Origin of the sequence: Amycolatopsis sp. CB00013 (assembly GCF_001905755.1) — a bacterium.
GTDB classification, from domain to species: Bacteria; Actinomycetota; Actinomycetes; order Mycobacteriales; family Pseudonocardiaceae; genus Amycolatopsis; species Amycolatopsis japonica.
The window spans coordinates 230,335-257,075 of sequence record NZ_LIWC01000006.1; the positions used below are offsets into that span (position 1 = coordinate 230,335).

27 protein-coding genes are annotated in these 26,741 nt (G+C 68.9%); 16 read left to right on the forward strand and 11 right to left on the reverse strand.

Annotation, left to right across the window (positions count from 1 at the left end):
• Positions 1–4: 4 nt before the first annotated feature.
• Complete coding sequence (locus tag AMK34_RS34505; RefSeq protein WP_073848160.1) at positions 5–370, reverse strand: hypothetical protein; 366 nt, start codon at positions 368–370, stop codon at positions 5–7.
• 21 nt (positions 371–391) lie between these two features.
• Positions 392–1,249 carry a hypothetical protein gene (locus AMK34_RS34510; RefSeq protein ID WP_073848161.1) on the reverse strand — a complete coding sequence of 286 codons (858 nt, stop codon included), beginning with the start codon at positions 1,247–1,249 and terminating at the stop codon, positions 392–394.
• A 318-nt stretch (positions 1,250–1,567) separates the two neighbouring features.
• On the opposite strand from AMK34_RS34510, the gene AMK34_RS34515 reads away from it, so the two are divergent.
• A complete protein-coding gene (locus tag AMK34_RS34515; RefSeq protein ID WP_073848162.1) occupies positions 1,568–1,762 on the forward strand; it encodes a hypothetical protein in 195 nt (64 codons plus the stop codon).
• 1 nt (position 1,763) lies between these two features.
• Here the strand turns inward: AMK34_RS34515 and glgP are convergent, their stop codons facing one another.
• Positions 1,764–4,304: an alpha-glucan family phosphorylase gene (glgP, locus tag AMK34_RS34520; RefSeq protein ID WP_038509241.1), complete on the reverse strand. Its 2,541-nt coding sequence runs from the start codon at positions 4,302–4,304 to the stop codon at positions 1,764–1,766.
• Between the two features lie 138 nt (positions 4,305–4,442).
• Here glgP and AMK34_RS34525 point away from each other — a divergent pair, with 138 nt between their 5' ends.
• Positions 4,443–5,912, forward strand: a complete 1,470-nt coding sequence (locus AMK34_RS34525) for a neutral zinc metallopeptidase (protein WP_083650089.1) — start codon at positions 4,443–4,445, stop codon at positions 5,910–5,912.
• Positions 5,913–6,021: 109 nt separating this feature from the next.
• Here AMK34_RS34525 and AMK34_RS34530 read toward each other — a convergent pair whose 3' ends face one another.
• Entirely contained in the window at positions 6,022–6,984 is a 963-nt protein-coding gene (locus AMK34_RS34530; protein WP_038522617.1) for a tetratricopeptide repeat protein, read from the reverse strand.
• 98 nt (positions 6,985–7,082) lie between these two features.
• Here AMK34_RS34530 and AMK34_RS34535 point away from each other — a divergent pair, with 98 nt between their 5' ends.
• Positions 7,083–7,499 carry a hypothetical protein gene (locus tag AMK34_RS34535; protein ID WP_073848163.1) on the forward strand — a complete coding sequence of 139 codons (417 nt, stop codon included), beginning with the start codon at positions 7,083–7,085 and terminating at the stop codon, positions 7,497–7,499.
• A gap of 1 nt (position 7,500) precedes the next feature.
• Here the strand turns inward: AMK34_RS34535 and AMK34_RS34540 are convergent, their stop codons facing one another.
• Positions 7,501–7,800: a thiamine-binding protein gene (locus tag AMK34_RS34540; RefSeq protein ID WP_016336630.1), complete on the reverse strand. Its 300-nt coding sequence runs from the start codon at positions 7,798–7,800 to the stop codon at positions 7,501–7,503.
• 87 nt (positions 7,801–7,887) lie between these two features.
• Here AMK34_RS34540 and AMK34_RS34545 point away from each other — a divergent pair, with 87 nt between their 5' ends.
• Complete coding sequence (locus AMK34_RS34545) at positions 7,888–8,388, forward strand: MarR family winged helix-turn-helix transcriptional regulator (protein WP_037341773.1); 501 nt, start codon at positions 7,888–7,890, stop codon at positions 8,386–8,388.
• Positions 8,389–8,458: 70 nt separating this feature from the next.
• Here the strand turns inward: AMK34_RS34545 and AMK34_RS34550 are convergent, their stop codons facing one another.
• Positions 8,459–8,827 carry a DUF3817 domain-containing protein gene (locus tag AMK34_RS34550; RefSeq protein ID WP_037341771.1) on the reverse strand — a complete coding sequence of 123 codons (369 nt, stop codon included), beginning with the start codon at positions 8,825–8,827 and terminating at the stop codon, positions 8,459–8,461.
• Positions 8,828–9,030: 203 nt separating this feature from the next.
• Entirely contained in the window at positions 9,031–11,418 is a 2,388-nt protein-coding gene (locus tag AMK34_RS34555) for a GH92 family glycosyl hydrolase (RefSeq protein ID WP_073848164.1), read from the reverse strand.
• Between the two features lie 263 nt (positions 11,419–11,681).
• Between AMK34_RS34555 and AMK34_RS34560 the strand changes: the two genes are divergently transcribed.
• From AMK34_RS34560 to AMK34_RS34580, 5 genes are all read left to right on the forward strand, one after another.
• Positions 11,682–12,668: a LacI family DNA-binding transcriptional regulator gene (locus AMK34_RS34560; protein WP_038509238.1), complete on the forward strand. Its 987-nt coding sequence runs from the start codon at positions 11,682–11,684 to the stop codon at positions 12,666–12,668.
• On the forward strand, positions 12,665–13,720 hold the full coding sequence (locus AMK34_RS34565) for a class I mannose-6-phosphate isomerase (RefSeq protein ID WP_073848165.1): 1,056 nt from the start codon (positions 12,665–12,667) through the stop codon (positions 13,718–13,720). The genes AMK34_RS34560 and AMK34_RS34565 overlap by 4 nt, the downstream gene beginning before the upstream one ends.
• The gene (locus tag AMK34_RS34570) at positions 13,717–14,481 is read left to right on the forward strand and encodes an ATP-binding cassette domain-containing protein (RefSeq protein WP_038509236.1); all 765 of its coding nucleotides are present in this window, start codon (positions 13,717–13,719) and stop codon (positions 14,479–14,481) included. Before AMK34_RS34565 ends, AMK34_RS34570 begins: the two co-directional genes overlap by 4 nt.
• The gene (locus AMK34_RS34575; protein WP_073848166.1) at positions 14,478–15,539 is read left to right on the forward strand and encodes an ABC transporter permease; all 1,062 of its coding nucleotides are present in this window, start codon (positions 14,478–14,480) and stop codon (positions 15,537–15,539) included. Before AMK34_RS34570 ends, AMK34_RS34575 begins: the two co-directional genes overlap by 4 nt.
• Positions 15,540–15,620: 81 nt before the next feature.
• A complete protein-coding gene (locus AMK34_RS34580; protein ID WP_038509234.1) occupies positions 15,621–16,610 on the forward strand; it encodes an ABC transporter substrate-binding protein in 990 nt (329 codons plus the stop codon).
• 80 nt (positions 16,611–16,690) lie between these two features.
• Here AMK34_RS34580 and AMK34_RS34585 read toward each other — a convergent pair whose 3' ends face one another.
• Positions 16,691–17,170: a hypothetical protein gene (locus AMK34_RS34585; protein WP_241832932.1), complete on the reverse strand. Its 480-nt coding sequence runs from the start codon at positions 17,168–17,170 to the stop codon at positions 16,691–16,693.
• Between the two features lie 71 nt (positions 17,171–17,241).
• Between AMK34_RS34585 and AMK34_RS34590 the strand changes: the two genes are divergently transcribed.
• The 6 genes from AMK34_RS34590 (at position 17,242) to AMK34_RS34615 (ending at position 23,166) form a co-directional block, all read left to right on the forward strand.
• Complete coding sequence (locus AMK34_RS34590) at positions 17,242–18,288, forward strand: sensor histidine kinase (RefSeq protein ID WP_073848168.1); 1,047 nt, start codon at positions 17,242–17,244, stop codon at positions 18,286–18,288.
• Complete coding sequence (locus tag AMK34_RS34595; protein ID WP_016336641.1) at positions 18,285–19,055, forward strand: LytR/AlgR family response regulator transcription factor; 771 nt, start codon at positions 18,285–18,287, stop codon at positions 19,053–19,055. The genes AMK34_RS34590 and AMK34_RS34595 overlap by 4 nt, the downstream gene beginning before the upstream one ends.
• The gene (locus tag AMK34_RS34600; RefSeq protein ID WP_073848169.1) at positions 19,052–19,399 is read left to right on the forward strand and encodes a hypothetical protein; all 348 of its coding nucleotides are present in this window, start codon (positions 19,052–19,054) and stop codon (positions 19,397–19,399) included. Before AMK34_RS34595 ends, AMK34_RS34600 begins: the two co-directional genes overlap by 4 nt.
• Complete coding sequence (locus AMK34_RS34605; protein WP_073848170.1) at positions 19,399–21,132, forward strand: sodium/solute symporter; 1,734 nt, start codon at positions 19,399–19,401, stop codon at positions 21,130–21,132. The genes AMK34_RS34600 and AMK34_RS34605 overlap by 1 nt, the downstream gene beginning before the upstream one ends.
• A gap of 67 nt (positions 21,133–21,199) precedes the next feature.
• Positions 21,200–21,541: a DUF485 domain-containing protein gene (locus AMK34_RS34610; RefSeq protein WP_038509228.1), complete on the forward strand. Its 342-nt coding sequence runs from the start codon at positions 21,200–21,202 to the stop codon at positions 21,539–21,541.
• Positions 21,538–23,166, forward strand: coding sequence for a solute symporter family protein (locus tag AMK34_RS34615; protein ID WP_073848171.1), 1,629 nt, complete (start codon positions 21,538–21,540; stop codon positions 23,164–23,166). The genes AMK34_RS34610 and AMK34_RS34615 overlap by 4 nt, the downstream gene beginning before the upstream one ends.
• A gap of 64 nt (positions 23,167–23,230) precedes the next feature.
• Here the strand turns inward: AMK34_RS34615 and AMK34_RS34620 are convergent, their stop codons facing one another.
• Positions 23,231–23,974, reverse strand: a complete 744-nt coding sequence (locus tag AMK34_RS34620; protein ID WP_073848172.1) for an isocitrate lyase/PEP mutase family protein — start codon at positions 23,972–23,974, stop codon at positions 23,231–23,233.
• Entirely contained in the window at positions 23,971–24,435 is a 465-nt protein-coding gene (locus AMK34_RS34625) for a carboxymuconolactone decarboxylase family protein (RefSeq protein ID WP_073848173.1), read from the reverse strand. Before AMK34_RS34625 ends, AMK34_RS34620 begins: the two co-directional genes overlap by 4 nt.
• Before the next feature lie 46 nt (positions 24,436–24,481).
• On the opposite strand from AMK34_RS34625, the gene pdxR reads away from it, so the two are divergent.
• Positions 24,482–25,861 carry a MocR-like pyridoxine biosynthesis transcription factor PdxR gene (gene pdxR / locus AMK34_RS34630; protein ID WP_073848174.1) on the forward strand — a complete coding sequence of 460 codons (1,380 nt, stop codon included), beginning with the start codon at positions 24,482–24,484 and terminating at the stop codon, positions 25,859–25,861.
• 84 nt (positions 25,862–25,945) lie between these two features.
• On the opposite strand, the gene AMK34_RS34635 is transcribed toward pdxR, so the two are convergent.
• The gene (locus tag AMK34_RS34635) at positions 25,946–26,626 is read right to left on the reverse strand and encodes a peptidylprolyl isomerase (RefSeq protein WP_051972780.1); all 681 of its coding nucleotides are present in this window, start codon (positions 26,624–26,626) and stop codon (positions 25,946–25,948) included.
• Positions 26,627–26,741: the final 115 nt, after the last annotated feature.

The following is a 26,741-nucleotide window of genomic DNA, read 5'->3' on the forward strand; positions in this document are numbered from 1 at the left end:
CGCTTCAGCCGAGAACGGCCTGGATGGTGTTGACGTTCCCGGCGTCGAAGGCGCGGGCCCGCCGAGTGAGGCTTTCGGCGGCATCGATCAGGTTGACCTTCTCGACCGCCGCTTCTTCACCGTTCCGGTAGTCCCGCGCTGCCTTGCCCAGCCGGTCGCCGAGGCGCCGCACGTCCTCGGCGAGAACGGTGACACTGTGCGCGGAAGCCTCCTGAAAGCTCTCCAGCGCCGCCACGAGCACGGGATCCCCCGCTTCGCTCGCCGTCGCCTTGAACTTCAGCGCCGGTTGCCTGGTGATCATCTCGGTGATGTCGTGGAGCCGGTCGCCCGCCCGGCCCAGTTCGTCGGGAACGGCCTCGAAATCGATCATGTCCGGTGTCCTCGTCTCGGATCAGCATTCACGGGCGAGCCTGGCGATCTCCTCCGGCGGGAGGGGCAAGGTGGCGTCGGCCCCCGCTCCCATCACCGGACTCGGATCGATCAGGATCCCGGTCGGGAAGATCCGGCCCGCGGCCGTCCGCACGACGTCCCGGCCCGTCCAGCGGCCGATCCTGGGCCACCCCGCACCGGCGGACTCGCGATACGCGGCCAGCAGCCCCTCTCCGGTGAAGACGCACAGCCACTCGCCCTGGGTACCGAGCTTCGCCGCGAGCGGGACACCCTCGCCGTCCGCGGGGCCGTGGACAGTGCCGTCGAGGAACATCTTCAGCACCGGTTCCATCGGCGCGCGCAGCCTTTTGATGGCCGTGGACAGTCCGCCCGCGGCCGCCGCGGGTTCCGGTGCACCGGGCCGGATGTTCGCGGCCAGCCAGCGCGAAGCCCGGGCGAGATCCCCGTCGGTGATCGCGCTCTGCCCGCCGCTCAAGCTCTTCACCACGGCCGGCAGGAAGACGTCGTTGAACCGCCGGGTGCAGGTTCGGACACTGCGTTCGACCTCGCCCTGCCCGACCAGCCTTTCGAGCCGCCGGACGACGCCGCTTTCCTCGCCGGGCGAACCGGCACCGAGGTTGTACGCGGTCCAGACGATCACGGGCATTTCGGGTTTCCGGAATTGGTCCAGCACCCGGTTCAAACGCACGAGCACGATCTCCCGCACGCGTGACGCCTCGGCGTCTTCCGCGATTCCCCAGCGTTCGAGCAGTTCCGGCCCCATCACCGTGGCGAGCCCGTCCTGCCAGATGCCGTTGCGCTTGTGGATCCCGAGCACGCTGTCCTCGGGTTTTTTTCTTTTCCTCGTCGAAGTCACCATTCCTCCCCTGTGCGACCTCAAGTCGAAGAGCCTAGGCGATCACAATGCGCCGCACGAATCACCCCCAATCGCTCGATAAAGCGGCTTTCACCTGCACTTTTGCCATTTATTGGACACCATCCGGGCCTGGGTTCGCCTTTTGTTTGCCACCGACTTGACAACGGGCGGGGATGACCGATCGATGGCAAATGAAAACCGTACGTACGTCTCCTGACCACTTCCTGGCCAAGGTCCCGCAAGGGATGCGCGAAGACGATCTCTTTGCTTAGCGTCGAAGCGACAGCCGCTGATCGAGCGGCCGGGAATCAGGAGCACGGAATGGAACTCGTCGTGATCGCCGGGCTGGCGATGCTGCTCGGTGCCGGAGCGGGCTGGCTCGTTTCGGCGCGGTGGCATCAGCGCCGGCAGGCGGAACTCGTTCACTTCGCCCAGGCATGGGAATACGCGCGGTACGCCGGATACGTCTCGGCGCACCGGTACCCGAACGGGACCGGTGCGCCGTTCCTGCGGTGATTCAGGCGTGGACGACGCGGGCCAGTTCCGCAGGCGTGGCCAGCAGACGGTGTTTCGGCAGCACGCGGACGGTGTAGCCGATCGAGCCCGGATGCGGCAGTTTCAGCCGCGCCGCGAACGCGCCGATGCCGTCGCCCGACATGCCGACGGTGACGGGGTCGCTCAACTCGTCCCCGTCGCCCACCTTCCCGACGACGGCCTGGACGTCCACTTCGGACGGTTCCAGGCCGGCGAGGTCGATCCGCGCCCGGATGGTCACCTCGGTGCCGGTGACCATCGGCGCGGAATCCTCGACGAGCAGTTCGGTGTCGAAGATCCGCACCCGCGGCCAGGAAACGTCCAGTTTGGTCCGGTAGTCGGCCAGCGACAACGCGCCGCGGTAGCCGTCACCCGTGGCTTCGGCGACCATCCGGGAGGCGGGCAGGTAACCCGATTCGACGTATTCCCGCACCATCCGCGAAGCCTGCACACGCGGCCCGAGGGTCTCCAGCGTGTGCCACACCATCGACAGCCAGCCGCCGGGCACACCGTCGGCGCCGCGGTCGTAGAACAGCGGCGCGATCTGGTGACCCAGCAGGTCGTAGAGCGCCGCGGCCTCCAGTTCGTCGCGGCGCAGCGGGTCGGTGACGCCGTCCGCGGTCGGGATCGCCCAGCCGTTGCTGCCGTCGTAGCACTCGTCCCACCAGCCGTCGCGGATGGACAGGTTGAGACCGCCGTTGAGCGCGGACTTCATCCCCGACGTGCCGCACGCCTCCAGCTGCCGCACCGGCGTGTTCAGCCAGACGTCGCAGCCGCGGTAGAGGTAGCGCGCCATGGACATGTCGTAGTCCGGCAGGAAGACGATGCGGCGCCGGACCTCGGGATCGTCGACGAACCGGACGATCTGCTGGATCAGCTGCTTGCCGCCCTCGTCGGCCGGATGCGATTTGCCCGCGACGACGAGCTGGATCGGGCGCCGCTCGTCCAGCAGCAGCGCGCGCAGGCGATCCGGGTCGCGCAGCATCAGCGTGAGCCGTTTGTACGTCGGCACTCGGCGCGCGAAGCCGACGGTCAGCACGTCCGGGTCGAAGACCGTGTCGGTCCACCCGAGTTCGAGCGCGGACGCGCCGCGCTGCATCCACGCGGCCCGCACCCGGCGCCGCACCTCCGCGACCAGCTTCTCGCGCAGCTCCCGCCGCAGCGCCCACAGCTGTTCGTCGGTGACGCCGTCCCGCAGCGGCTTGCCCTGTGCCCCGTCGAGGCCCAGCTCCTCGTGGTTGCGCCCGAGCAGCGCGCTCAGCTCGCGCGCCACCCAGGTCGGCCCGTGGACGCCGTTGGTGACCGACGAGACGGGCACCTCGTCGAAATCGAACCCGGGCCACAGCCGGGAGAACATCCGCCGCGAGACGCGCCCGTGCAGGGCCGAGACGCCGTTCGCGCGCTGGGCCAGCCGCAGGCCCATATGAGCCATGTTGAACAGGCCGGGGTTGTCCTCCGCGCCGAGGGCGAGCACGCGGCGCGGGTCGACGTCCGGGACCAGCCTGCCGTCGGTGAAGTACCGCTGGACCAGGTCGACGGGGAACCGGTCGATCCCGGCGCTGACCGGCGTATGCGTGGTGAACACGGTGCCGGCGCGGACGGCGGGCAGCGCCTCGTCGAACGCCAGCCCGTCGGCCTGGATGATCTCGCGGGCCCGCTCCAGCCCGAGGAATCCGGCGTGGCCTTCGTTGGTGTGGAACACCTTCGGCTGCGGATGCCCGGTCAGCTCGCAGTAGCGCCGCACCGCGCGGAAACCGCCGATCCCGGACAGGATCTCCTGCCGGATGCGGTGGTCGGCGTCGCCGCCGTACAGCCGGTCGGTGACCGCGCGCAGGTCTTCGTCGTTCGCCTCGGTGTCGGTGTCCAGCAGCAGCAGCGGGATCCGGCCGACGCGGGCCTTCCAGATCTGCGCGTGCAGCGTCCGCCCGGCGGGCATCGCGACGTCGACCAGCACCGGTTCGCCGCCGTCGGTCAGCAGTTCCAGCGGGAAGGCGTTGGGGTCGATCACCGGGTAGTGCTCGACCTGCCAGCCGTCGAGGGACAGCGCCTGCCGGAAGTACCCGGCGCGGTAGAGCAGCCCGACGCCGACCATCGGCACCCCGAGGTCCGACGCCGCCTTGAGGTGGTCCCCGGCGAGCACGCCGAGGCCGCCGGAGTAGTTCGGCAGCGCCTCGGTGACGCCGAACTCCATCGAGAAGTACGCGACGGCCGGCGGGAGATCGGGGTCGTCCTGCTTCTGATACCAGCGCGGCTCGGCGAGATAGCGGTCCAGATCGGCGACCGCCTCGCGCGCGTGGGCGAGGAACGCGTCGTCCACGGCGAGTTCGTCGAGCCGGGCGGGCGGCAGGGCGGTGAGCATCCGCAGCGGATCGCGAACGCGGTTGAACAGCTCCGCGTCCATCGACGCGAACAGGTCGCGCGTGGGCGGATGCCAGGTCCAGCGCAGATTCGTGGCGAGGTCACCGAGGCCGGAAAGCGACTCCGGCAGGCTCGCGCGGACGGTGAACCGGCGGACTGCTCTCATGAGGAGCGACCATATCGGCAGGGCCCCCGCCCCGCTCAAGACCCACTTCGGGGATTACCTGCACGCGGGCCATAAGCGCTGGGTAGGGTCCGTGCTTGCCGGAGTACGCGGCCCGGTCGGGGCCCTGACGACAAGCGAGTGAACATGATCCAAGGGGGAGCGCGGGGCTTTCGCCGCCCGGCTCTGATCGCGGTCGTGACGGTGCTGGCCCTCGGGCTGAGCGCTTGCAGCGACAAGGGAAGCTCGACCGGTCAGCAAGGCAGCCAGCCGGGCGCCGGTGACGTCGCCGGCCTGCCGATCACGCATTTCGAGAGCGGGCTCAAGCCGAACGCGCCGAAGCCGGACCTGCAGGTCCGCAACGAGGACGGCTCCGAAGACGACCAGCTGGCCATCGCCGCGATCGCCGACTCGCAGGCCTACTGGACCGAGGTCATGCCGCGCGATTTCGGGCAGCCGTACGAGCCGCTGAAGTCGCTGCTGTCCTACAGCGCGAAGACCGACGACGAAGAGACCGAATGCGGGAGCGTCAAGAAGCTCGTCAACGCGTTCTACTGCCCGCCGGGTGACCTGGTGGCGTGGGACCGCGGCGTGCTGCTCCCGATGCTGCGCGAGCGGTTCGGGAAGATGGCGGGCGCCGTCGTGCTGTCGCACGAACTCGGGCACGCCGTGCAGTACCGGCTCGCCGAGAAGGCGGGCATCAAGAAGAACACCCCGTCGATCGTCAAGGAACAGCAGGCCGACTGCTTCGCCGGCGGCTACTTCCGCTGGGTCGCCGAGGACAAGAGCAAGTACTACCGGGTCTCCACGTCCGAAGGCCTCAACCAGGTCATGGCGTCGCTGTTCCTGATCCGCGACCAGGCGGGCACCAGCGCGACCAAACAGGGCGCGCACGGCACGGCGTTCGACCGCACGTACGCGTTCCAGGTCGGGTTCGAGAAGGGCCCGAAGGAATGCGCCGCGATGAACGAGGACAACATCAAGGCGCGGATCACCGAGCGCCCGTTCGACAAGGGTGACAAGGGCAAGGGCGACGAGAAGCTCGACGCCGAGATCATCGGGATCCTGAAGAAGAGCCTCGACGAGGCCTTCAAGGGCGCGGGCGTGCCCGGCCCGGAGATCACCGAGGACGGCAACGGCAGCTGCCCCGGCGGCCCCAGCACCCCGCCCGCGTCGTACTGCCCGTCGAACAACACCGTCAGCATCGACATGGCCAAGCTGCGGGAACTCGCCCAGCCGGTCGACCAGCAGGCGGAATGGGAAAGCGGGCACAGCGAGGGCAAGGGCGACTTCGCCGCGTTCTCGGAGATCGCGTCCCGGTACGCGATGGGCATCCAGAAGGGTGTCGGCGCGTCGATCGACAACGCGAACGCGGGACTGCGCACCGCCTGCCTGGTCGGCGCGTGGGCGAAGGCCAGCACCGTGCCCGGTGCGACGCTGCGGCTTTCGGCCGGTGACCTCGACGAGGCCATCTCGGACCTGCTGAGCCCGGAGAGCCTGGTCTCGGCCGACGTCAACGGCAAGCGCGTGGACAACGGTTTCGAGCGGCTCGAGGCCCTGCGGAAGGGCTACCTGGAGAGCTCGTCCGTCTGCTCGACCCAGTACGGCTGATCGGGCTGAACGGTCCGGTCATCGCTCCCTGAAGTGCCATGAAAGGTCCTTTCCTTGCAAAATTTGCAAGGAAAGGACCTTTCATGGCGTTCGGGTACCGAAAGAAACCTCAGTAGAGCGCGCTCGCCAGATCCCGGCGCGCCTTCATGACGCGCTCGTCCGCCGAGTCGAACAGTTCGAACAGCGCCACCAAGTGCTCCCGCACCTTGTTGCGCTCGTCGCCCGCCGTACGCCGCACGGCGTCGATCAGCCTCGCGAAGCCCGCCTCGGGCTGCTGCCCGGCGACCTCGAGGTCGGCGGCGGCGAGCTGGGCGTCGAGGTCGGCCGGGTCGGCGTCGGCCTTCGCGATCGCGTCCGGGCCGGCGGCCTCGGCGCGCGCGGTGAACTTGACCTGCGCGAGCGCGGTCTTGGCCTCTTCGTTCGCCGGTTCGACATCCAGGATGCGCTCGTAGGCCGCCTGCGCCGCGGCGAAGTCACCGCGTTCGAAGGCCTCCTCGGCCTCGGTGAAGCGCGGGTCCTCCGGCACCTCGACACCACCGCCGTTCTCCTCGGCGGCCTTGATACCGGGCAGCCGGTCGCGCAGCGCGTCGAGCAGTGAACCGAGCCACTTGCGGATCTCGGGTTCGGGCAGGGCACCGGAGAACGCGTCGACCGGCTGGCCGCCACCGATGGCGATGACCGTCGGGATCGACTGCGCGCCGAAGAGCTGCGCGATACGCGGGTTGGCGTCGACGTCCACCTTCGCGAGCACCCAGGCGCCACCGGACTCGGCGGCGAGGCGCTCCAGCACCGGGCTGAGCTGCTTGCACGGGCCGCACCATTCGGCCCACAGGTCGACGACCACCAGCTGCTGCAAGGAGCGCTCGACGACCTCCGTCTGGAAGGTCGCCTCGGTGACGTCGATCACGGCACCACCCGCGGCGGGGGCGGCACCGTCCGCCGGACGAGGTGGGGCGGGAGGCTGTTTCTGGGGCGCTTCGGCACGCGCCTTGAGCGCGGAAAGGTCGACCGCGCCGGAAAGCGCGGCGGACAGGGCCGCCGTCTTCGATGCTGATCCGCGTGGGTGTGTCACGGGTTCCATCCTGGCACGCATCCCCGAGCGTTTCACCGCATGCCCCCGGCTGCCCGCTTGGCAGGACGCCGGTGTTCCGGCAGGCTCGCCACGAGGGGGTGATCGACATTCCGACACGCAGGACGGCCACCGTGGCCATCGCGATCGCCATCGCCGTCACGTGGGTGAGCGTCATCACGGTCCTGATCGCCCATCAACCCGACCCCGGTGTCGCCAGTCCCGGGCAGCTCCGGGAAGGCCTCACCGCCGCACTCAACGAGCACGACGTCGAGGCCCTCTCCGGACTCATCGACTACCCGCCCGCGTCGGCGGGCGACTTCGCGAAGTCCTATATCGACACGCTGGCCGGCCGCGGCGCCCACGACGTCACGGTGAAGTTCGCGCCGGACGATCTCGCGCCGACCTCGGCCACCGTCAGCGGGAAGCTCGGCGACGGCCGCTCCTTCGGCTATCCGGTGGCCGTCGCGGTCAAGGACAAGCTGTGGCTGGTCTCGTTCACCCCGCCACTCCCCTGACTCAGTCGCTCAGGTGCTTCTCGACGCGCTCCACCTTCGCGGTCAGCTGGCCTTCGTAGCCGGGACGGATATCGGCCTTGAGCACCAGCCCGACCCGCGACGATCCCTCGCCCGCGGCCTCGACGGCCCGCTTGACGACGTCCATCACCTCGTCCCACGAGCCCTCGATGTTCGTGAACATCGCGTTGGTGGAATTGGGCAAGCCGGACTCGCGGACCACTTTCACCGCGCGGGCGACCGCCTCGCTGACACCGCCGTCCTCCTCGGCCGCGGACGGGCTGACACTGAAGGCCACGATCATCTTTCGCTCCTCATTCAGACGGTTTTTCCACGCATAACACCCGGTGGTGCGGCATGGCACGGGTACCCGCTGGTAACTTCGAGCGCCATGAGCCGTCCGTTGCCGTTCGACCCGATCGCCCGCGCGGCGCAGCTGTGGGAAGCCCGTATCGGGCCTTCCGAAACCATGGCCGCGGTGACCGGGATCATGCGCGTGCAACAGATCATCCAGTCCGCGGTGGACGGCGCGCTCAAACCCCACGGGCTGACCTTCGCCCGGTACGAGGCACTGGTCCTGCTGACCTTCGCCCGCGCGTCCCATCTGCCGATGCGCGTGATGGGCGAGCGGCTGCAGCTGCACCCGACGAGCGTCACCAACATCGTCGACCGGCTGGAGAAGGACGGCTTGGTCAAACGCGTGCCGCATCCGACCGACCGCCGGACCACGCTGGTCGAGATCACCGACGAAGGCCGCGCACGCCGCGAAGAGGCCACGAAGGCGGTCACCGAGATCGACTTCGGCTTGACCGGGCTCACCGGCAAGCAGACCGAGCAGCTGACCGACCTGCTCACGAAGGTCCGCAAAGCCACCGGCGACTTCACCGAATAACCCCGGAAGTACGTGAAGGCCCCCTTCACTCGGCTGAGCCGAGGGAAGGGGGCCTTCACGCGCTAAAGAATCAGACGGCGGCGGGTTCCGCGGACTTGGCCGCGAAGAGGCCGACACCACCGTGCGACAGCCGCTGCGGGCCGTCGAGCTTGCCGTTGCGCAGCGCCCAGGACTCGAACAGCCAGGTGAACAGCGGCGGGATGCTGGAGAGCAGCGCGAGGATCAGGGTCTTCGGACGCCAGCCGAGCGGCTTCGCCACGGACAGGGAGACCAGCACGTAGAGGACGAACACGACGCCGTGCACCATGCCGAGGACGGGGACGCCGCCCTCGCCGAGCTTGACGGCGTACTTGAGGAACATCCCGACCAGCAGCCCGGCCCAGGAGAGGGCTTCGGCTACCGCGGCCACGCGGAATACTAGAGCGGCCTTGCTGGACACTTTCTCCTCCTGTGGGGTCTCACCACTATGCGTGCACACATGACTACGTCCGACGAGCACTGTCCAAGGCGGACTCGCCAAGAACGTCAACAGCACTGTCGGACGTGGTAATACCAGTGTGAGGCGTGACGGCCCTCACCGGAACACCGGGGGTCGTGATGCTGCTCACGACCCCCGGCGAGAACCGGTCTAAACCACTCGGATCACCCGGCGCAGGGCGATTTCGGCGCGCCTTCCGGGCCGGTAGCCCAGGTGGCCTTGGCCACATCCGCGGTGAGGTCGAAGTCCAAAGTGGTCCCGCGCGTCAACTGTTCCAACCCGACATACGCCCGCTGCGAACCGGATCCCAGTCCCTGGACGTACTGGAGCTTTGCCCCGTCGGCGCCGTCGGCCTTGATCGTGATGTCACGACCGTTCTCCAAGTGCACCACGGACTTCTCGAACCGCGGCGCGTTCAGGAGGAACTGCCCGGTGCCCGGCACCGCCGGATAGAGCCCCAGCGCACTGAAGACGTACCACGCGGACATGGTCCCGAGGTCGTCGTTGCCGGTGACCCCGTTGGGCGCGTTGGTGAACAACGTGTGCGCCGCGCGGACGACGGCCGAGGTCTTCCACGGCTGCCCGGTCAGCGTGTACATCCAGGGCGAGTGCAGATCCGGCTCGTTGTTCGGGTTGTAGCGGAACTGGTTGTAGTAGTTGTACGGGCCGACGACCCATTCCTCGCGCACGGTCTTCGCCGGATCCTTGACCAGATCCCCGTAGGCGAAGAAGTCGTCGAGCCGCTTGCCGACGTTCTCCTTGCCGCCCATCCGCTCGACGAGGCCGGGCACGTCCTGCTGCGTCAGCCACTGGTACTGCCATGACGTGCCCTCGTGGAACCCGTCCGGGCTCTGCGGGGTGTACGGCTTGTCCGCCGGGCTGAACCAGTCCCCACCGGTCACCTTGGGGCGGTAGAAACCGGTGAAGCCGCGATCGCTGACCGAAGAATCCCACAGGGTGCGATAACTGCGACCCTTGTCCGCCAAGGCCTTCGCGTCGTCCTTCTTGCCGAGACCGGCGGCCATGATGGACAGGGAGCAGTCCGCGAGCGCGTATTCCAACGTGGCCGAAGCGCCGTGGTTCGGGTCGGTGTCCTGCCCCTTCTTCGGGAAGTCCTTGTCGTACTGGACGAATCCGTCCTTCTGGTAGCTCGCGTTGCCCGAGCGGCCCTGGAACGGCGAGGACGCGGGCGGGATCTCCCGCGAGTTCTGCAGAAGTGCCTGGTACGCCTTGAGCTCCTGCCCGGACAGCGCGCCGAAACGCCACAGGTCGACCAGGAACGGGGTGACCGGATCGCCGGTCATCGTGTTCGTCTCCTGGTTCGCGTACGCCCAGCGCGGCAGCCAGCCACCCTGGTCGTGGATGGCGAGCACCGACTTCGCGACGTCCTTCGCGCGCGACGGCCGCAGGAGCGCGAGCAGCTGGTTCTGCGTGCGATAGGTGTCCCACAACGAGAAGAACTCGTAATACGTCCAGCCCAGCGCGCGGTGGATCTTGTCGTCGAACCCGCGGTAACGGCCGTCGGCGTCGTTGCCGGTCAACGGTTGCAGCAGCGCGTGGTACAGCGAGGTGTAGAACACCGTGCGGTCGTCCTTCGTACCGCCCTTGATGTCCACTGAGGACAGTTCCTTGCGCCAGGCGCGCTGGGCACCGTCGCGGACCGCGTCGAACGAACGACCCTTCTCCGAGGCCAGGTTGAGCTTGGCGCCGGAAGCGTCCACATGGGAGATCGCCGTCGTCGCGGTGACCTGCCCGCCACCGAAGGTCAGCCACGCGCCGCGCAGCCCTTCACCACCGGCGGACTCCGTCGAGCCCGGCGTGCCGCCCGTCGGCGACCAGGTGCCGAAGGACTTGAACGGCTTGTCGAACGTCGTGGTGAACCAGGTCTTGTACGGCTTCCCACCGCAGAACGCCTGCGACTCGACCATTCCCTCGACCGTCCGGTCGCCGACGACGCGGATCTGGCTCGCCGTCACCGGTTCCTTGTCGTTGGCCTGCCCGACGTTGACGAAAACGTTCGCGTCGCCCGATTTCGCGAAGGTGTACCGCTCGACACCGGTCCGCGTGGTCGCGGTGGTCTCCGCGTCGACGCCGCCGTAACCGGTGAGCCGCACCTTGTAGTAGCCGGGTTTCCCGACCTCGCCCTCGTGCGTGTACGGCGAGGCGTACTTCTTGTGGTCGAACGTCTCGGGTTTCGCGGTGTCGAACGCCGCGCCGGGCCCGACCGCGCCGGTGGTGGGCAGGGTCGACACGAGGCCGCCCTGCTCCCAGCAGCCCGCCCCGGACAGGAAGAAATGCCCGAAGCCGCGGATCGCGGTGTCGTCGTAGCGGTAGCCGGCGTAATGCGACGAGATCGGGCTGACCTGCGTCATCCCGAACGGGGCCGAAGCGCCGGGGAAGGTGTTGCCGTCGTCCTTGGTGCCGATGAAGGTGTTGACCGCGTCCACGGGGTCGCCACCGGGAGCCGCCGCCGCGACGGGCGTGAGAAGCCCGGCGGGAACGACCAGCGCGGTGAGCAACCCGGCGACGCGGGTCGAAGTGCGTGCAGGCATGGGAAAGGCCGCCTCCTGACAACGTTGTCGCTGCCTGCTCACCTTCGACAAGAACGGACCACCTGGTCAAGAGGTCCGCCAAACCCTGTCCGATTCAGGACAGCGACCCGGACGGCCGTAACGGTTCGAACTCGGAAAGCGGACCCAGGACGAACCGGGCATTGACACGGCGGCGTCGCTGGCGTTCAATTCCGGCCACTATGACAACGTTGTCTTCCAGCGGACCGGACAACGGCCACCGCACAACCGGCCGACGGGCCACGATGAGTGACGTGGCCCGGCTCGCGGGCGTGAGCATCAAGACCGTCTCGCGGGTGGTGAACGACGAGCCCGCCGTCCATCCGGACACCGCGGAGCGCGTCATGGCGGCGATCGAGCAGCTCGGGTTCCGGCGCAACCTCGGCGCGCGGAACCTGCGGCGCGGCTCGACGACCGGGACGATCGGCCTGATCGTCGAAGACGTCGGCAACCCCTTCTACTCCGAGCTCAACCGGGCGGTGGAACGTATCGCGACCTCGTTCGGCCGCCAGGTGCTGACCGGGTCGTCGGAGGAGAACTCCGACCGCGAACGCGAACTCGTCCTGGAGTTCTGCTCCCGCCGGGTGGACGGCATCCTCGTCGTCCCCGCCGGGATGCAGCACGGCTACCTGGTCCCCGAGATGCGCGCCGGCACGCCCGTGGTGTTCCTCGACCGGCCCGCCGGCGACATCATGGCCGACACGGTGCTGGTCGACAACATCGGCGGCACCGTCGAAGCGGTCGCCCACCTCGCGAAACACGGCCATCGCCGGATCGCGTTCCTCGCCGACAGTCCCGACATCTTCACCGCGGGCGAGCGCCTGCGCGGATTCCGGGAAGGCTGCGTGCGCAACGGGATCCCCTTCGACGACAGCCTCGTCGTGATGCGGACGCCGACCGCCGAGAGCGTCGGCGACGCCGTGAAACGGCTGCTCACCGGCGCGAATCCGGCCACCGCCGTGGTCGCGGGCAACAACCGGGTCGCCGTGCACCTGCTGCGCGCGCTGGCCCACGCGGAGCGGCGTCCCGCGATGATCAGCTTCGACGACTTCGAACTGGCGGATCTGCTGGATCCGCCGGTCTCCGTGATCGCGCACGACGTGAGCGCGCTGGGCCGGGCGGCCGCGGAACTGCTGTTCGCCCGGGTACAGGGAGATCAATCCGCACCGAGAAAGGTAGTTCTGCCCGTGCATCTCGTAGCCCGCGGTTCCGGGGAGGTCGCGCCTTCATGAGCGGTCACCTCGAACCGATCCGCCTGCCGGCGAACCAGCCGCCGCAGTTCTACCGCGGCGGCGACGCCATCGCCGCGTTGCGGGGCGCCCCGTCGGAGTCCAAATTCGGGCCCGAAGACTGGGTCGGCTCGGCCACCACGATGTTCGGCCAGGAGACCAACGGCCTGACCAAGCTGCCCGGCGGGGTCTGGCTGCGCGACGCCGTCCGCGAGAACCCGGCCGCCTGGCTCGGCGCCAAGCACGTCGAAGCGCTCGGCGATTCGACCGGTCTGCTGGTGAAGCTGCTCGACGCGGGTCAGCGCCTGCCCGTGCACTTCCACCCGTCGGACTCGTTCGCGAAGCGGCATTTCGACTCGCACTTCGGCAAGACCGAGGCGTGGATCGTGGTCGGCACCTACGGCGACGACCCGCGCGTCTACCCCGGCTTCAAGGAGACCGTCGACAAAGCGACGGTCAACGAATGGGCCCGCACCCAGGACGCGCCCGCCATGCTCGAGGCGCTGAACAGCGTCGCGGTCACGCCCGGCGACACGGTCTACATCCCGGCGGGCCTGCCGCACGCGATCGGCGAAGGCGTGTTCGTCGTCGAACTCCAGCAGCCGACCGACTTCTCGCTCACCCTGGAATGGCGCGACTTCCTGGCGAACCCGGAGAAGGCGCACCTCGGCATCGGCTTCGAGACCGCCATCGAAACCCTGGACACCACAGGCTGGGACGAAGAACGGCTCGGCTCGATCGTCAAGCGGACCGCCGGTGATGAAGCGTCCACTGTGGACCTGCTCGCCGACGGCAGTGACGCGTTCTTCCGTGCCGATCAGCTCCGCCCCGCCGTTTCCGGTACGTCGACAACGTTGTCACTCGACCCGTCGTTCGCGGTACTGGTCGTCATGGACGGCGCGGGCACGTTCCGCACCGAACACGGCGGCGAGTACGCGCTACGGAAGGGCGAGACGTACGTGGTCCCGCACGACGCCGGTCAATCCACTGTGGAGGGTGACGTCACGGTCATCCGCTGCCGTCCGCCGGCACCCGAGAAGAGGGAGCGATCGTGAGCGAACTCCTGCTCGACGCACAGAACCTCGTCAAACGCTACGGCTCGGTGGAAGCCCTGCGCGGCGCGTCCTTCCAGGCCCGCGCCGGTGAGGTCACCGCGCTGATCGGCGACAACGGCGCCGGGAAGTCCACTTTGGTCAAATGCCTGTCCGGTGCGGAACAGCCGACGTCCGGCAGCATCCTGCTCGACGGTTCCGCGGTGGTGCTCGACTCCCCCACCACGGCACGGCGGATGGGCATCGAGACGGTGTACCAGGACCTCGCGGTCGCCCCGGAACTCGACCCGGCCGCGAACCTGTTCCTCGGCAGGGAGATCCACCGCAAGGGGATCCTCGGCAAGCTCGGGATGCTGGACAAGAAGGAGATGAAACGCCAGGCCGTGGAGGAGTTCCAGCGGCTCGGCGTGACCCTGCAGAGCACCGACGTCCCCATCGGCTCGCTTTCGGGTGGGCAGCGGCAAAGTGTCGCCGTCGCGCGTTCGGTCGTCTGGGCGTCGAAGGTCGTGTTCATGGACGAGCCGACGGCCGCGCTCGGCGTCGTGCAGCGCGAACGCGTGCTCGACGTGATCAAGAAGGTGCGGGACAAGGGCATCGCCGTCGTGCTGATCAGCCACAACATGCCCGAGGTGCTGTCGGTGGCCGACCGGATCGAGGTGCTGCGGCTCGGCAAACGCGTCGCCCGGTTCACCGGCGACGGCACGAAACTGGAAGACCTGGTCGCCGCGATGACGGGCGCCCTCGTACAAGAGGAGGCGGCGTGACCGTGTCCACTCCGACGAAGAACGGCCCCGAGATCCAGACCTCCGTGGACGGTGGCTTCGGCAAACGTTCGATCGGGCAACGGCTCATCGGGGCCAACACGTTCTGGATCGCGCTGGTGCTGCTGGCGCTGATCATCGTGTTCACCGCGATCGCGCCCGCCGAGTTCGCGACGCTGTTCACCTTCCAGACCCTGCTCATCGAAACTTCGGTGCTGCTGGTGCTCTCGGTCGGCATGACGTTCGTGATCATCACCTCCGGAATCGACCTCTCGGTCGGCTCGGTGCTGATCTTCGCGGGCATGGTGGCCGGCAAGACGATGGAGGCGCTGAGCCCGGACGGCGACGCGACGAAGGCCGGTTGGGGCGTCATCACCGCCGGGCTCGTGGCGGCCGTCGTCGCGGGCACGATCTGGGGCCTGATCAACGGTTTCCTGATCGCGGTGGCGAACATCCCGCCGCTGATCGTCACGCTCGGCACGATGGGTGCCGCGCTCGGCGCCGCGTACCTGCTGAACAACGGGTCCGACGTGCGCAGCGTGCCGACCGAGCTCAACAAGACGCTCGGCTACGGGACGTCGTTCGGCGGCGTGCCGAACCTGGTGCTGGTGGCCGTGGTGATCACGCTGATCGGCGCCTGGTTGTTGCACACCACCAAATTCGGCCGCTACACCTACGCCGTCGGCTCGAACGCCGAGGGCGCGCGGCGGGCGGGCATCGGGGTGACCGCGCACCTGCTGAAGGTGTACACGCTCACCGGTTTCCTCGCCGGTGTCGCCGGTTTCCTCTCGCTGGCGTACTACGCGTCGACGACGATTTCGGCGCACACCACCGACAACCTCAACGCCATCGCCGCCACGGTGATGGGCGGGACGAGTCTCTTCGGCGGCGTCGGTTCGGTGCTGGGCACGGTGATCGGCGTGTTCATCCCGGCCGTGCTGAAGAAGGGCTTCAACATCACGCAGGTCCAGGACTTCTGGCAGATGATCGCGGTCGGCGCGGTGCTGATCGCCGCGGTCTGGTTCGACCAGCGGCGCCGTCGTCGCCGCAATTCTCGCTGATCCCTCCCCGCCCCACCGCCACCCTCAACGGAACTGCTTCGCAACGTCAACCCAATCCATGCACAAAGAGGTGCAATCCCCATGAAGAAGACCCTGCTCGTGACCGGTGCCGCCCTGTCCGCGGCCCTTCTGCTGAGCGCCTGCGGCGGTGGCACCGTCGGCGAGGCGCCGTCGGGCGACTCCGGCGCCAAGACCAACAACAAGAAACTGTCGCTCATCCCGGGCGTGCAGGCCGAGCCGTTCTACATCTCGATGCAATGCGGCGCCGAGGCCGAGGCCAAGAAGGCGGGCTACGAGCTCACCACGCAGGCCCCGCAGAAGTTCGACGCGGCCATGCAGACCCAGCTCGTCAACGCGCTGGGCTCCAACCCGCCCGCCGCGCTGCTCATCGCGCCGACCGACGCCCAGGCGATGCTCGCGCCGATCCAGCAGGTCAAGGGCCGCGGCTCGAAGATCATCGAGGTCGACACCGCGCTGAAGGACACCAGCGTGGCCGAGTCGTCGATCTCGTCGGACAACGCCGAGGGCGGCAAGCTCGCCGCGAAGACGATGGCGGAACTGGCCGCGGGCAAGACCGGTTCGGTGCTGGTGCTCGACACCATCGCCGGCACGTCGACCACGAACACCCGCGCGAAGGGTTTCGAGGACGAGCTGAAGAACTACCCGAACCTGAAGTCGGCGGGGGTGCAGTTCACCCAGAACGAGCCTGACCAGGCCGCGTCCAAGGTGACCGCCGCGCTGGCGTCCACCCCGGACCTGATCGGCATCTTCGCGACCAACCTCAACACCGGTGAGGGCGCCGCGACCGGTCTGCGGAACGCGGGCAAGGTCGGCGCGGTCAACCTGATCGGTTTCGACGCCTCGCCGTCGGAGATCGAGGGCCTGAAGAAGGGCGAGTACCAGGGCCTCATCGCGCAGGACCCGGCCGCCATCGGGCAGCAGGGCGTGCAGCAGGCCATCGCGGCGCTGGAGGGCAAGCCGGTGACGCGGAACCTGACCGCTTCGCTGCACTCGATCACCAAGGCGAACATGGACGCGAACGCCCAGTACTTCTACAAGCAGAGCTGCTGACGCGCTTTGGTAATGCCATGAAAGGTCCTTTCCTTGCAAATTTTGCAAGGAAAGGACCTTTCATAGCGTTCGGGACCGGCTCACTCGGCGAACTCGACCACCCCAGCGGGCGCGAAGCGCGTGAGAGCCGCGTACAGCCGAGCGCCCCCACCAAGGTGCCCCAGCGCGTACAAGTACTCGCCGTCCTCAAGCAACACTTCGGGCCCCGAGCCGGTCCAGTCGAGCCGGTAGTGCCACCAGTGCATCCACCGCCCCACCCGCCGCTTCTCCCGGTACACCCGCAGCCGGATCACCTCGGTCCACCGGACCTCGAACACGCCCGGCACCGAGAACCCCACAGCGGAAATCACCAACGAACTAGCCGACTTCCGCAGAGCGAGCAGGATCAGCCCCGCGAAAGCCACGCTGAGCAGGCTGAACACCACCCCGGACACCGAGCCGGAGAACAACGCCAGTACGACGGCCACCAGGCCGCCGACGCCGAACACCACGAAACCGACCATCGCGACCCGCCGCATCACGACGTCCAGGCGCACCATCACCGCATCACCGGGGACCATGCCCGGAGCGTAACCGGCGAAACCACGCACCGACGTTAGGATCTAGGCCCCGACGTCGTGGAGGAGGCCGGATGACCACCCGTCTGCCCTGGCGTCCGGCCGCGAGCGCGGATCCGGTGCCGGTGCTCGCCGCCGCCCAGCGCGTTTCCGACGACCTCATGGACGGCCTCGCCGGACCCCGCGCCCGCCATGCGGCGCACGGCCTCCGACGGCTGTTCGACGTCCCCGGCCTCGGGCTGACCGACCTCTCCGGCTCGCTGATCTGGTCGGGCCGACCGGCCGCCGACGACGTCGTGGTCGCGGCGCTCGACGAGGTCCTCCACTCCGAGACGCACGTGTCCGAACCCGGGCTGCTGGCGATGCCCCTGCACGTCCACGACGAACTGGCCGGGGTTCTCCTGGTCACCGAAACCACGAACGCCGTCGCCCGCCAGGCCGTCGAACTCGTCGTCCACGCGCTCGAACGCGGCAGGCTGGAGGCCTCCGCCGAGCAGGCCGCCGAGGCGGAACTGCGGGCGTTGCGGGCCGAGATCTCGCCGCATTTCGTCTACAACGCGCTCACCGTGATCTCCTCGCTGGTCCGCTCCGATCCGGACCGCGCCCGCGACCTGATGCTCGATTTCGCCGAGTACACGCGCTACAGCCTCGCGCGGCACGGCGAGTACACGATGGTCGCCGAGGAGTTCCGCGCCATCGAGACGTACTTGGCGTTGCAGCGCGCCGTGCTCGGCGAACGGCTACGCGTGCAGGTGCGCGTCGCGCCGGAGGTGCTGGCCGTCGCGGTGCCGTACCTCGTGCTGGAACCGTTGGTGGAGAACGCGATCCGGCACGGGATCGAGCCACGCGCCGAGGCGGGGTTCATCCAGGTTCAGGGAATGGCGGAAGGGAACGACTGCGTGATCAGCGTCGAGGACGACGGTGTCGGCATGGACCCCGCACGCGCGGCGGCGATCCTGGCCGGGCGCGGCGACGACGGCGGCGTCGGACTGGCCAATGTGGACAGAAGGCTGCGCAGCGTCTACGGCCCCTGGTACGGCCTGACGGTGGAGACCGAGTCCGGCGCGGGTACCAGGGTCGTGGTGCGGGTTCCCCGATTCCAGCCGGGGGTGCTGCCGTGACGAACGGGCTGCGGGTGCTGGCGGTCGACGACGTCCCGCCCGCCCTCGACGAGCTGTGCAGCCTGCTGCGCGAAGCTCCGGAAGTCGCCGAAGTGGTCGCCGCGGGTGACGCGGTCAACGCGCTCAAGCTGTTGCAGGGCAGTCATTTCGACGCCGTGTTCCTCGACATCTCCATGCCGGGTCTCGACGGGCTCGAACTCGCCTCCCTGCTGGCGCGGCTCAACGAACCGCCGGTGATCGTGTTCGTCACCGCGCACGACGGGCACGCCGTGGCCGCGTACGGTATCGGCGCGGTCGACTACCTGCTCAAACCGGTCCGCGCGGAACGGCTGTCCGCCGCACTGTCCAAAGTGGTCCGGATGGCGGGCAACCAGCCCGACGAGCCGAAACCCGCGCCGGACGCGATGTCCGCGCTGCCGGTGGAATCCGGCGGGCGCACCCGGTACGTCCGGCGCGACGACGTCCAGTTCGTCGAGGCGCACGGCGATTACGTCCGGTTGCACACGAAATCCGGTGTCCACGTCACGCGGATGCCGATCTCCCGGCTCGAAGAGTATTGGGAGGGAACGGGATTCACCCGTGTCCACCGGGGTTTCCTGCTCGCCGTGGACGCGGTGCTCGAACTGCGCAGCGACACCACCGGCGGGCTGCTGGCGCATACGGAGGCGGGTGACGTGCCGGTGAGCCGCCGCCACGCGCGCGATCTGCGGGACCGGCTGCTCGCCGCCGCGCAACGCGGGGAACTGGGCCGGGGAGGCCGCCCGTGAGCCGCGTCAAACGGGTCGCCGTCACCAGCCCGCAGACCCGGCTCGCGCGGTCGCGGCCCCGGGCACGCGGCCGCTGGCGCGTCCCCCGGCTGGCGGCGAGCGACGCCGAACGCGCGGACCTGCTGTACCGCGCCCAGCGCCGTCGCGGACTCCCCGCGCTGGCCGGGATGTTCGGGCTGGTCTTCGGGCTCCCGCTGGTGTTCGGGATCTTCCCCGGGCTGGATTCGGTGCGACTGCTGGGTATCCCGCTGTCCTGGCTGATGATCGCGATCCTCCCGTACCCGGCCATGGCCCTGCTGTCGTGGTGGCAGTTGCGCCGGGCGGAAAAGATCGAGGACGAATAGTGGTCGCGGCGCTCTCGGTGGCCCCGGTCGTGCTGGTCACCCTGCTGATCGGGTTGCGCGGGGTAGCGGCCATGCGCACGACGTCGGATTTCCTCGTCGCCTCGCGCCGGATCTCACCCTTGGTCAACTCCGCCGCGGTCTCCGGCGAATACCTGTCCGCGGCGTCGTTCCTCGGCGTCGCGGGGCTGGTGGTGAAGGACGGGATCGGCGCGCTCTGGTATCCGGTCGGGTTCACCGCCGGGTACATCGCGATGCTGGTGCTCGTCGCCGCGCCGATGCGGCGCTCCGGCGCGCTCACCGTGCCGGACTTCGCCGAAGCGCGGCTCGCCTCCCCCGCCCTGCGCCGCCTCGCCGCCGTGGTCGTCCTCGTGATCGGAACCCTTTACCTGGTACCGCAATTCCGTACGGCGGGGCTCGTGCTCACCGCGGTCGGCGGGACACCGTACTGGGTCGGTGTCGTCATCGCGGGCACCGCCGTCAGCGCGACACTGGCGCTCGGCGGGATGCGTGCGGCGACCTACGTCCAGGCCTTCCAGTTCGTGCTGAAACTGCTGCTGTTCATCGTTCCCGCGATCTGGCTGGTCTCCCAGGTGTCCCCGGAGCAGCGGTCGGCTTCGGTGCATCCGGTGGAATTCACCCACTTCGCCCGCGACACCCGGCTGTCCTTCGAGATCGACGTGACGCTGACCCTGCGCGAGCCGACCACCCTGCTCACGCCGGAAAAGCATGTCGTGCCACCGGGTGAGCTGGTGGCCAGGAGCGGCGAGACCCTGGAATTCGCCGAAGGGACCCCGGTTCCCGCCGTCCGGGGCGGTGCCCCGCTCGGCGGGCCGGACTGGCAACGGCCGCTGCTCGACCTCGGCGACCAGGGCTATCCGCTGCTCGGCACGTGGGCGATCCTGATCGCCACCATGCTCGGCACGATGGGCCTGCCGCATGTCCTGATGCGCTTCCACACCAGCCCGGACGGCCGCGCCGCCCGCCGGACCGCGGCGATCACCGTCGCCCTGCTCGGCGTCTTCTACCTGTTCCCAGGGATTTACGGCGTTTTCGGCCGGGTGCTGGTGCCCGAGCTGTACGTCTCCGGCGCGACGGACACGGTCGTCGTCGCGTTGCCGGCGCAGATCGACGACGGCTGGGCGGGATCGCTGTTCACCGGGCTGCTGACGGCGGGCGCGTTCGCCGCGTTCCTGGCGACGTCGCTCGGGTTGCTGCTGGTGATCTCCGGCGCGGTCGCGCACGACCTCGCGCCCGGCGGCCTGAGGAGACTGCGATGGTCGGTACTCGGCGCGGCGGCGGTGATGGTCCTGCTCGCGTTGCCGTCGGCCAGATTGGACGCCGGTGTCCTCGTCACCTGGGGTTTCACCGTGGCCGCGTCGACGTTCTGCCCGTTGCTGGTGCTCGGCATCTGGTGGAACCGGCTCACCGCCGCGGGCGCGATCAGCGGTGTCCTCGCCGGGCTCGTCGCGTCTTCGGGCTCGATCCTGGTGGCCCTGTTCGTCCCCAGCCTGAGCGGCCTGCCCGCGATCCTGGTGTCGCAGCCCGCGCCTTGGTCGGTTCCGCTGGCATTCGGCGTAATGATCGTGGTTTCCTGGCGGGGCAGGCCTCCCGCCTGGTCCACGGCCGCGATGCTGCGGCTGCATTTGGACGATCGCACGGCCGAGACCCCTTCGTCGTGGTCCGACCACCGTTCGTCGACCGTTCGTCGTCTCGGCAGACGTTTGAACCGCTGAAGGTTCCGGTCTCCTTGACCTCTCCTTAACGTGTCGCGGAACACATTCGCGGCGCGAGGAGAGCACGATGAGTACCGAAACGGACACTCCCAGTCCGCCCGACGTCGACTGGGACAAAGCCCATGACAGCGCGGAGTTCAAGGAACTGCGGGCTCGGTTGCGCCGGTTCGTCTTCCCCGTCTCGGCGTTGTTCCTCCTCTGGTACCTGCTCTACGTGCTGCTCGCCGACTACGCGCACGGCTTCATGAGCACGAAGCTGGTCGGCAACATCACCGTCGGGCTGGTCTTCGGTCTGCTGCAGTTCGTTTCGACCTTCGTGATCACGGGGCTCTACGTCCGCTACGCGAACAAGAAACTCGACCCCATCGCGGAGAAGATCCGCACGGACATCGAGAGTGAGGCCAAATGACCCTCGCCGCCGGAGTCGAGGGCAGCAGCCCCGTACTCAACATCACCATCTTCGGCCTGTTCGTGGTGGTCACGCTGTTCGTCGTGTTCCGGGCGAGCCGCAACACGAAGACCGCGTCGGACTACTACGCCGCCGGCCGCGCGTTCACCGGTCCGCAGAACGGCGTCGCCATCGCGGGCGACTACCTTTCCGCCGCGTCGTTCCTCGGGATCGCGGGCGCGATCGCCGTCTACGGCTACGACGGTTTCCTCTACTCCATCGGCTTCCTGGTGGCGTGGCTGGTGGCGTTGCTGCTGGTCGCGGAACTGCTGCGCAACACCGGCAAGTTCACCATGGGCGACGTGCTGGCGTTCCGGATGAAGCAGCGCCCGGTGCGGGCCGCGGCGGCGACGTCCACCCTGGCCGTGTCGTTCTTCTACCTGCTCGCGCAGATGGCGGGCGCCGGTGGCCTCGTCGCGTTGCTGCTCGGGATCGAGAGCAAGGCCGGGCAGGCCGCGATCATCGTGATCGTCGGCATCATCATGATCGCCTACGTGCTCATCGGCGGGATGAAGGGCACCACCTGGGTCCAGATCATCAAGGCGGCGCTGCTCATCGTCGGCGCGCTGGCGATGACGCTGTGGGTGCTGGGCATGTACGGCTTCAACCTCTCCTCGCTGCTGCAGGGCGCGGTGGACAAGGCGGGCAAGGCCGGTGAGGCGCTGCTCGGGCCGGGCAACCAGTACGGCAAGACCGGCACGACGAAGCTCGACTTCCTGTCGCTGGGCATCGCGCTGGTCCTCGGTACCGCGGGCCTGCCGCACGTCCTGATGCGCTTCTACACCGTGCCGACGGCGAAGGAAGCCCGTCGTTCCGTGGTGTGGGCCATCGGCCTGATCGGCGTCTTCTATCTGTTCACCCTGGTGCTCGGCTACGGTGCCGGCGCGCTGGTCGGCGCGGACAAGATCAAGGCCGCTCCCGGTGGCGTGAACTCGGCGGCCCCGCTGCTGGCGCTGGAACTCGGCGGCCCGATCCTGCTCGGCCTGATCGCGGCGATCGCCTTCGCGACGATCCTCGCCGTGGTCGCGGGACTGACGATCACCGCGTCGGCGTCGTTCGCGCACGACGTCTACGCCAACGTGATCAAGAAGGGCAAGGCGACCCCGGCTTCGGAGGTGAAGGTCGCCAGGATCACCGCGCTGGTGATCGGCGCGGTCGCGATCCTCGGCGGCATCCTCGCCAACGGGCAGAACATCGCGTTCCTGGTGGCACTCGCGTTCGCGGTGGCGGCGTCGGCGAACCTGCCGACCATCCTCTACTCGCTGTTCTGGAAGCGATTCAACACCCAAGGCGCGCTGTGGAGCATCTACGGCGGTCTCGCGGTCTGCATCCTGCTGATCGTGTTCTCGCCCGCCGTCTCGGGGAAGCCTGTCGACGCCAAGACCGGGAAGAGCGCCTCGATGATCCAGGGCGTCGACTTCCACTGGTTCCCGCTGGACAACCCCGGCATCATCTCGATCCCCGTGGCGTTCTTCCTCGGCTGGCTCGGGACCGTGCTGTCCAAGGAGCACAACCAGAAGAAGTACGCGGAGATGGAGGTCCGGTCCCTGACCGGAGCGGGCGCCGAAAAGGCCGTCGCCCACTAATCGCCGGGACGGTGCGGCCGGCATCCAACGCCCCCGGCCGCACCGCCCCGGTTCCCATTCCCCTTCAGTACGGCAGTTTCCCCGCCGTCAGTTCGGCCAGCTTCGCGCGGAGATCGGCCCTCGCCGACTTCCACAGCCCGGTGCCCAGAGAGATCCGCGCCACCCCCAGTGCGGCGAGCGCGGAGAGATCAGGGCCCGCAGGCATCGGAGAAGCGTTGACCGCCCCCGGTGCCACCGCTTTCACGAACTCGCCCAGCACTTCCGGCGACTTCACCATGATCGGGTAGACGCAGTCCGCCCCGGCTTCCAGATACGCCTTCGCCCGCAAGATCGCGTCATCCAGGACCGCCCGCTCGTCGGCCGCGCCGAGGAAGACGTCGACGCGGGCGTTGATCACCAGCGCGTCCCCGGCGGCCTCGCGCAACTTCGCGACCCGTTCCGCCTGTGTCTCCACCGGGAGGACGCCGCCCGACGCATGGTCGGTGTCCTCGTAGTTGCAGCCGACGGCGCCCACTTCGGTCAGCCTCGCCGCGAGTTCTCCCGCTTCGAGCCCGTACCCGCCTTCCGCGTCGACGGTCACCGGCACCGAGACCGCCCGCGCGATCCTCGCGGCCGCCGCGAACATCTCGTCGGCGGGCGCGTCCTCCCCGTCGTCGTACCCGAGGACCTTGGCCACGGCGAACGAACTCGTCGCCACGACCGGGAACCCGGCGGCCTCCACGAGACGCGCGCTGTCGGCGTCCCACGCGTTCGGCAGGAGGAGCGGCTCGCCCGCGACGTGCAGTTCTCGCAGCCGCGCCGCGGTCATTCGGCGCGCTCGGGCAGCGGCGCGTAGCTGGTCACGCACATCCGGTTCCAGCTGTTGATCGCGATCGCCTCCCAGACGATGGCGCGGTACTGCTCCTCGGTGAAGACGCGCGTGGCCTCTTCGTAGACGTCGTCCGGGACGTCGTGCAGGGTCGCGACGTTCGTGATCGCCTCGGTGAGCGCGAGCGCGGCACGCTCCTGCTCGGTGAACAGTTCGGTCTCCCGCCAGCCCTGCAGCACGAACAGCCGCCGCGGCGACTCGCCCATCTGCAACGCGTCGTGGGAGTGCATGTCGAGGCAGAACGCGCAGTGGTTGATCTGCGACGAGCGCATCTTCACCAGTTCGAGGATCTTCTGGTCGACGCCCGCGTTGGCGGCGGCCTTCTCGACTTCGGCCTGGAGCTTCGCCATGGCCTGGTAGATCTCGGGCACTCGTTTGCCCACGTGGATTCGCTCGGTCATGACTGCGAATCTAGCGGCGACTGGCCCACGAGTATGGTCCAGTGTCATGGCAGATTCGTGGTCCAGTTCGGGAATAGACGTCCACCTGGACTGGCGGCCCGAAAGCGGCCGGACCGGGCTCGCGACGGCGATCCGCGCGGCGATCCGGGACGGACGCTGGCAAGCTGGCGCAGCGGTGCCCTCGACCAGGGCATTGGCGCAGGACCTGGGCGTCGCCAGGGGAACGGTCACCCGCGTCTACGCCGATCTCGCCGCCGAGGGCTACCTGCGGACGGCGCAGGGCGCCCCGACCCGCGTCGCGACGGCGGGCGCGCTGCCCGCGTCGGCGCCGAGGCCCGTCCCCCGCGACCCGGCGCCGCGCTGGGATCTGCGGCCCGGCAGGCCGAACCTGTCCGCGTTCCCCCGCGCCGCCTGGCTCGCGGCCACCCGCCGGGCCTTGCACCGGGCGCCGATGACGGCGTTCGACTACACGGCCGAATCCGGCGCGGCGGAACTGCGGGAGACGCTCGCCGCTTATCTCGCCCGCAGCCGCGGCGTGATCGCCGACCCCGCGAGGATCCTGGTGTGCTCCGGGTTCTCGCACGCGATCGCGATCCTGGCGCGGGTCCTGCACGCGCGCGGCGCGGACGAGATCGCGTTCGAGAACCCGTCGCTGCACATCTACCGGAACATCGCCGCCGCCAACGGCCCCCGCGTGGTCGGCGTCCCCGTCGACGACCATGGGATCACCGTGTCCTCTTTGGACAGTCCGGCGGTGGTGGTCACCCCGGCGCACCAGTACCCGCTGGGTGTCACGCTCGCCCCTCAGCGACGGGCGGAACTCACCCGCTGGGCGGAGGAAACCGGCGCCGTCGTCATCGAAGACGACTACGACGGCGAGTTCCGGTTCGACCACCAGCAGGTCGGCGCATTGCAGGCGCTGGCGCCGGAACGGGTCGTGTACGTGGGCACGACGAGCAAGACGCTCGCGCCGTCGCTACGCCTGGGATGGATGGTGCTGCCGCGGTTCCTGGTCGAACCGGTGCGCGCGGCGCTGGCCGAGAGCGGGGCACGGCCCGCGCTGCTGGATCAGCTGGCGATGGCCGAACTGATCGAATCGGGCGCCTACGACCAGCACATCCGCCGCTGCCGGATCGAGTACCGCTCCCGGCGGGACAAGCTGCTCGCGGCCCTACCGGATTCCGTGCTGCCGCAAGGGATCTCCGCCGGTCTGCATTTGGTGCTCCAGTTCCCCGGCGAGGTCCCGAGGGAGATGGAGGTGCTGGCCGCCTGCCGCCGTCGCGCGATCGGGCTCGAAGGCCTCAGCGGCTACTGGATCGGCGAGCCGCAGCGCGAGGGGCTCATCATCGGGTACGGCGCCGCCGCGAAGCACGCTTTCGGCGGCGCCACCCAGGCCTTGCGCGAGGCCATCTTCGAGGTCACCTGACCCTCACCCCCGCGTTTCGTCCTCTGAATGCGGTAGTCGGCATCGCGAACCACCGCATCCAGAGGACTAAATGCGTGGGGTCACCTAGCAGAACCAGGCGCGGGCCCGGAGGATGTCGGTCTTCAGCACCGGGGCGCCGTCGACCGGGGCGGGGTTCTCCGGAGTCGGCTGGATGCCACCGGCGGCGACGTCGTCGAGGGTTTCGAGGCCTTCGTGCCCGACGGTGCCGAAGATCGTGTAGTTCGGCCGCAGCGCGGAGTCGCCGTACACCACGAAGAACTGGCTCCCGTTCGTCGCCGGGCCCGCGTTGGCCATCGCGAGGACGCCGCGCGAATACACCTTGCGCTCACCGGTCGGGTCGGTCGGCGCGGGCGGCAGGCCGACGGGCAGTTCGTCCTTGTACTTGTAGCCGGGGCCGCCCTCGCCGGTGCCGCTCGGGTCACCGCACTGCAGCACCTTCAACGTCGGGTACGCGGTCAGCCGGTGACACGTCGTGCGGTCGTAGAACCGGTGCTTCGCCAGGTGCAGGAAGCTCTGCACCGTGCACGGCGCCTTCGCCCGATCGAGGGTCAGATCGATGGTGCCCTGGTTCGTCTTCAGCTGTACCGGGACCTTGCCCCGGTCCGGCGTCCGACGGGGGTCCGGCGGCAGCGGGACCGGGCGCGCGGCCGGGTCGTCCGGCGTCTGCGTGTACTGGCACGGCCCCTTCGTGACCTTCGGTGGCGCGCCTTCCGCCGACGCCGTTCCGGTGCCGGCCGCGAGCATCAGCCCGGCTCCCAGCACTGCCACAAAGACCTTCGCGATCCTCTGCACGGTTCCTGCCTCCCAGCCGTGGACGAAGAAGAGAGCATAGGGTGAATCCCCGGCGCTCACACAGGTC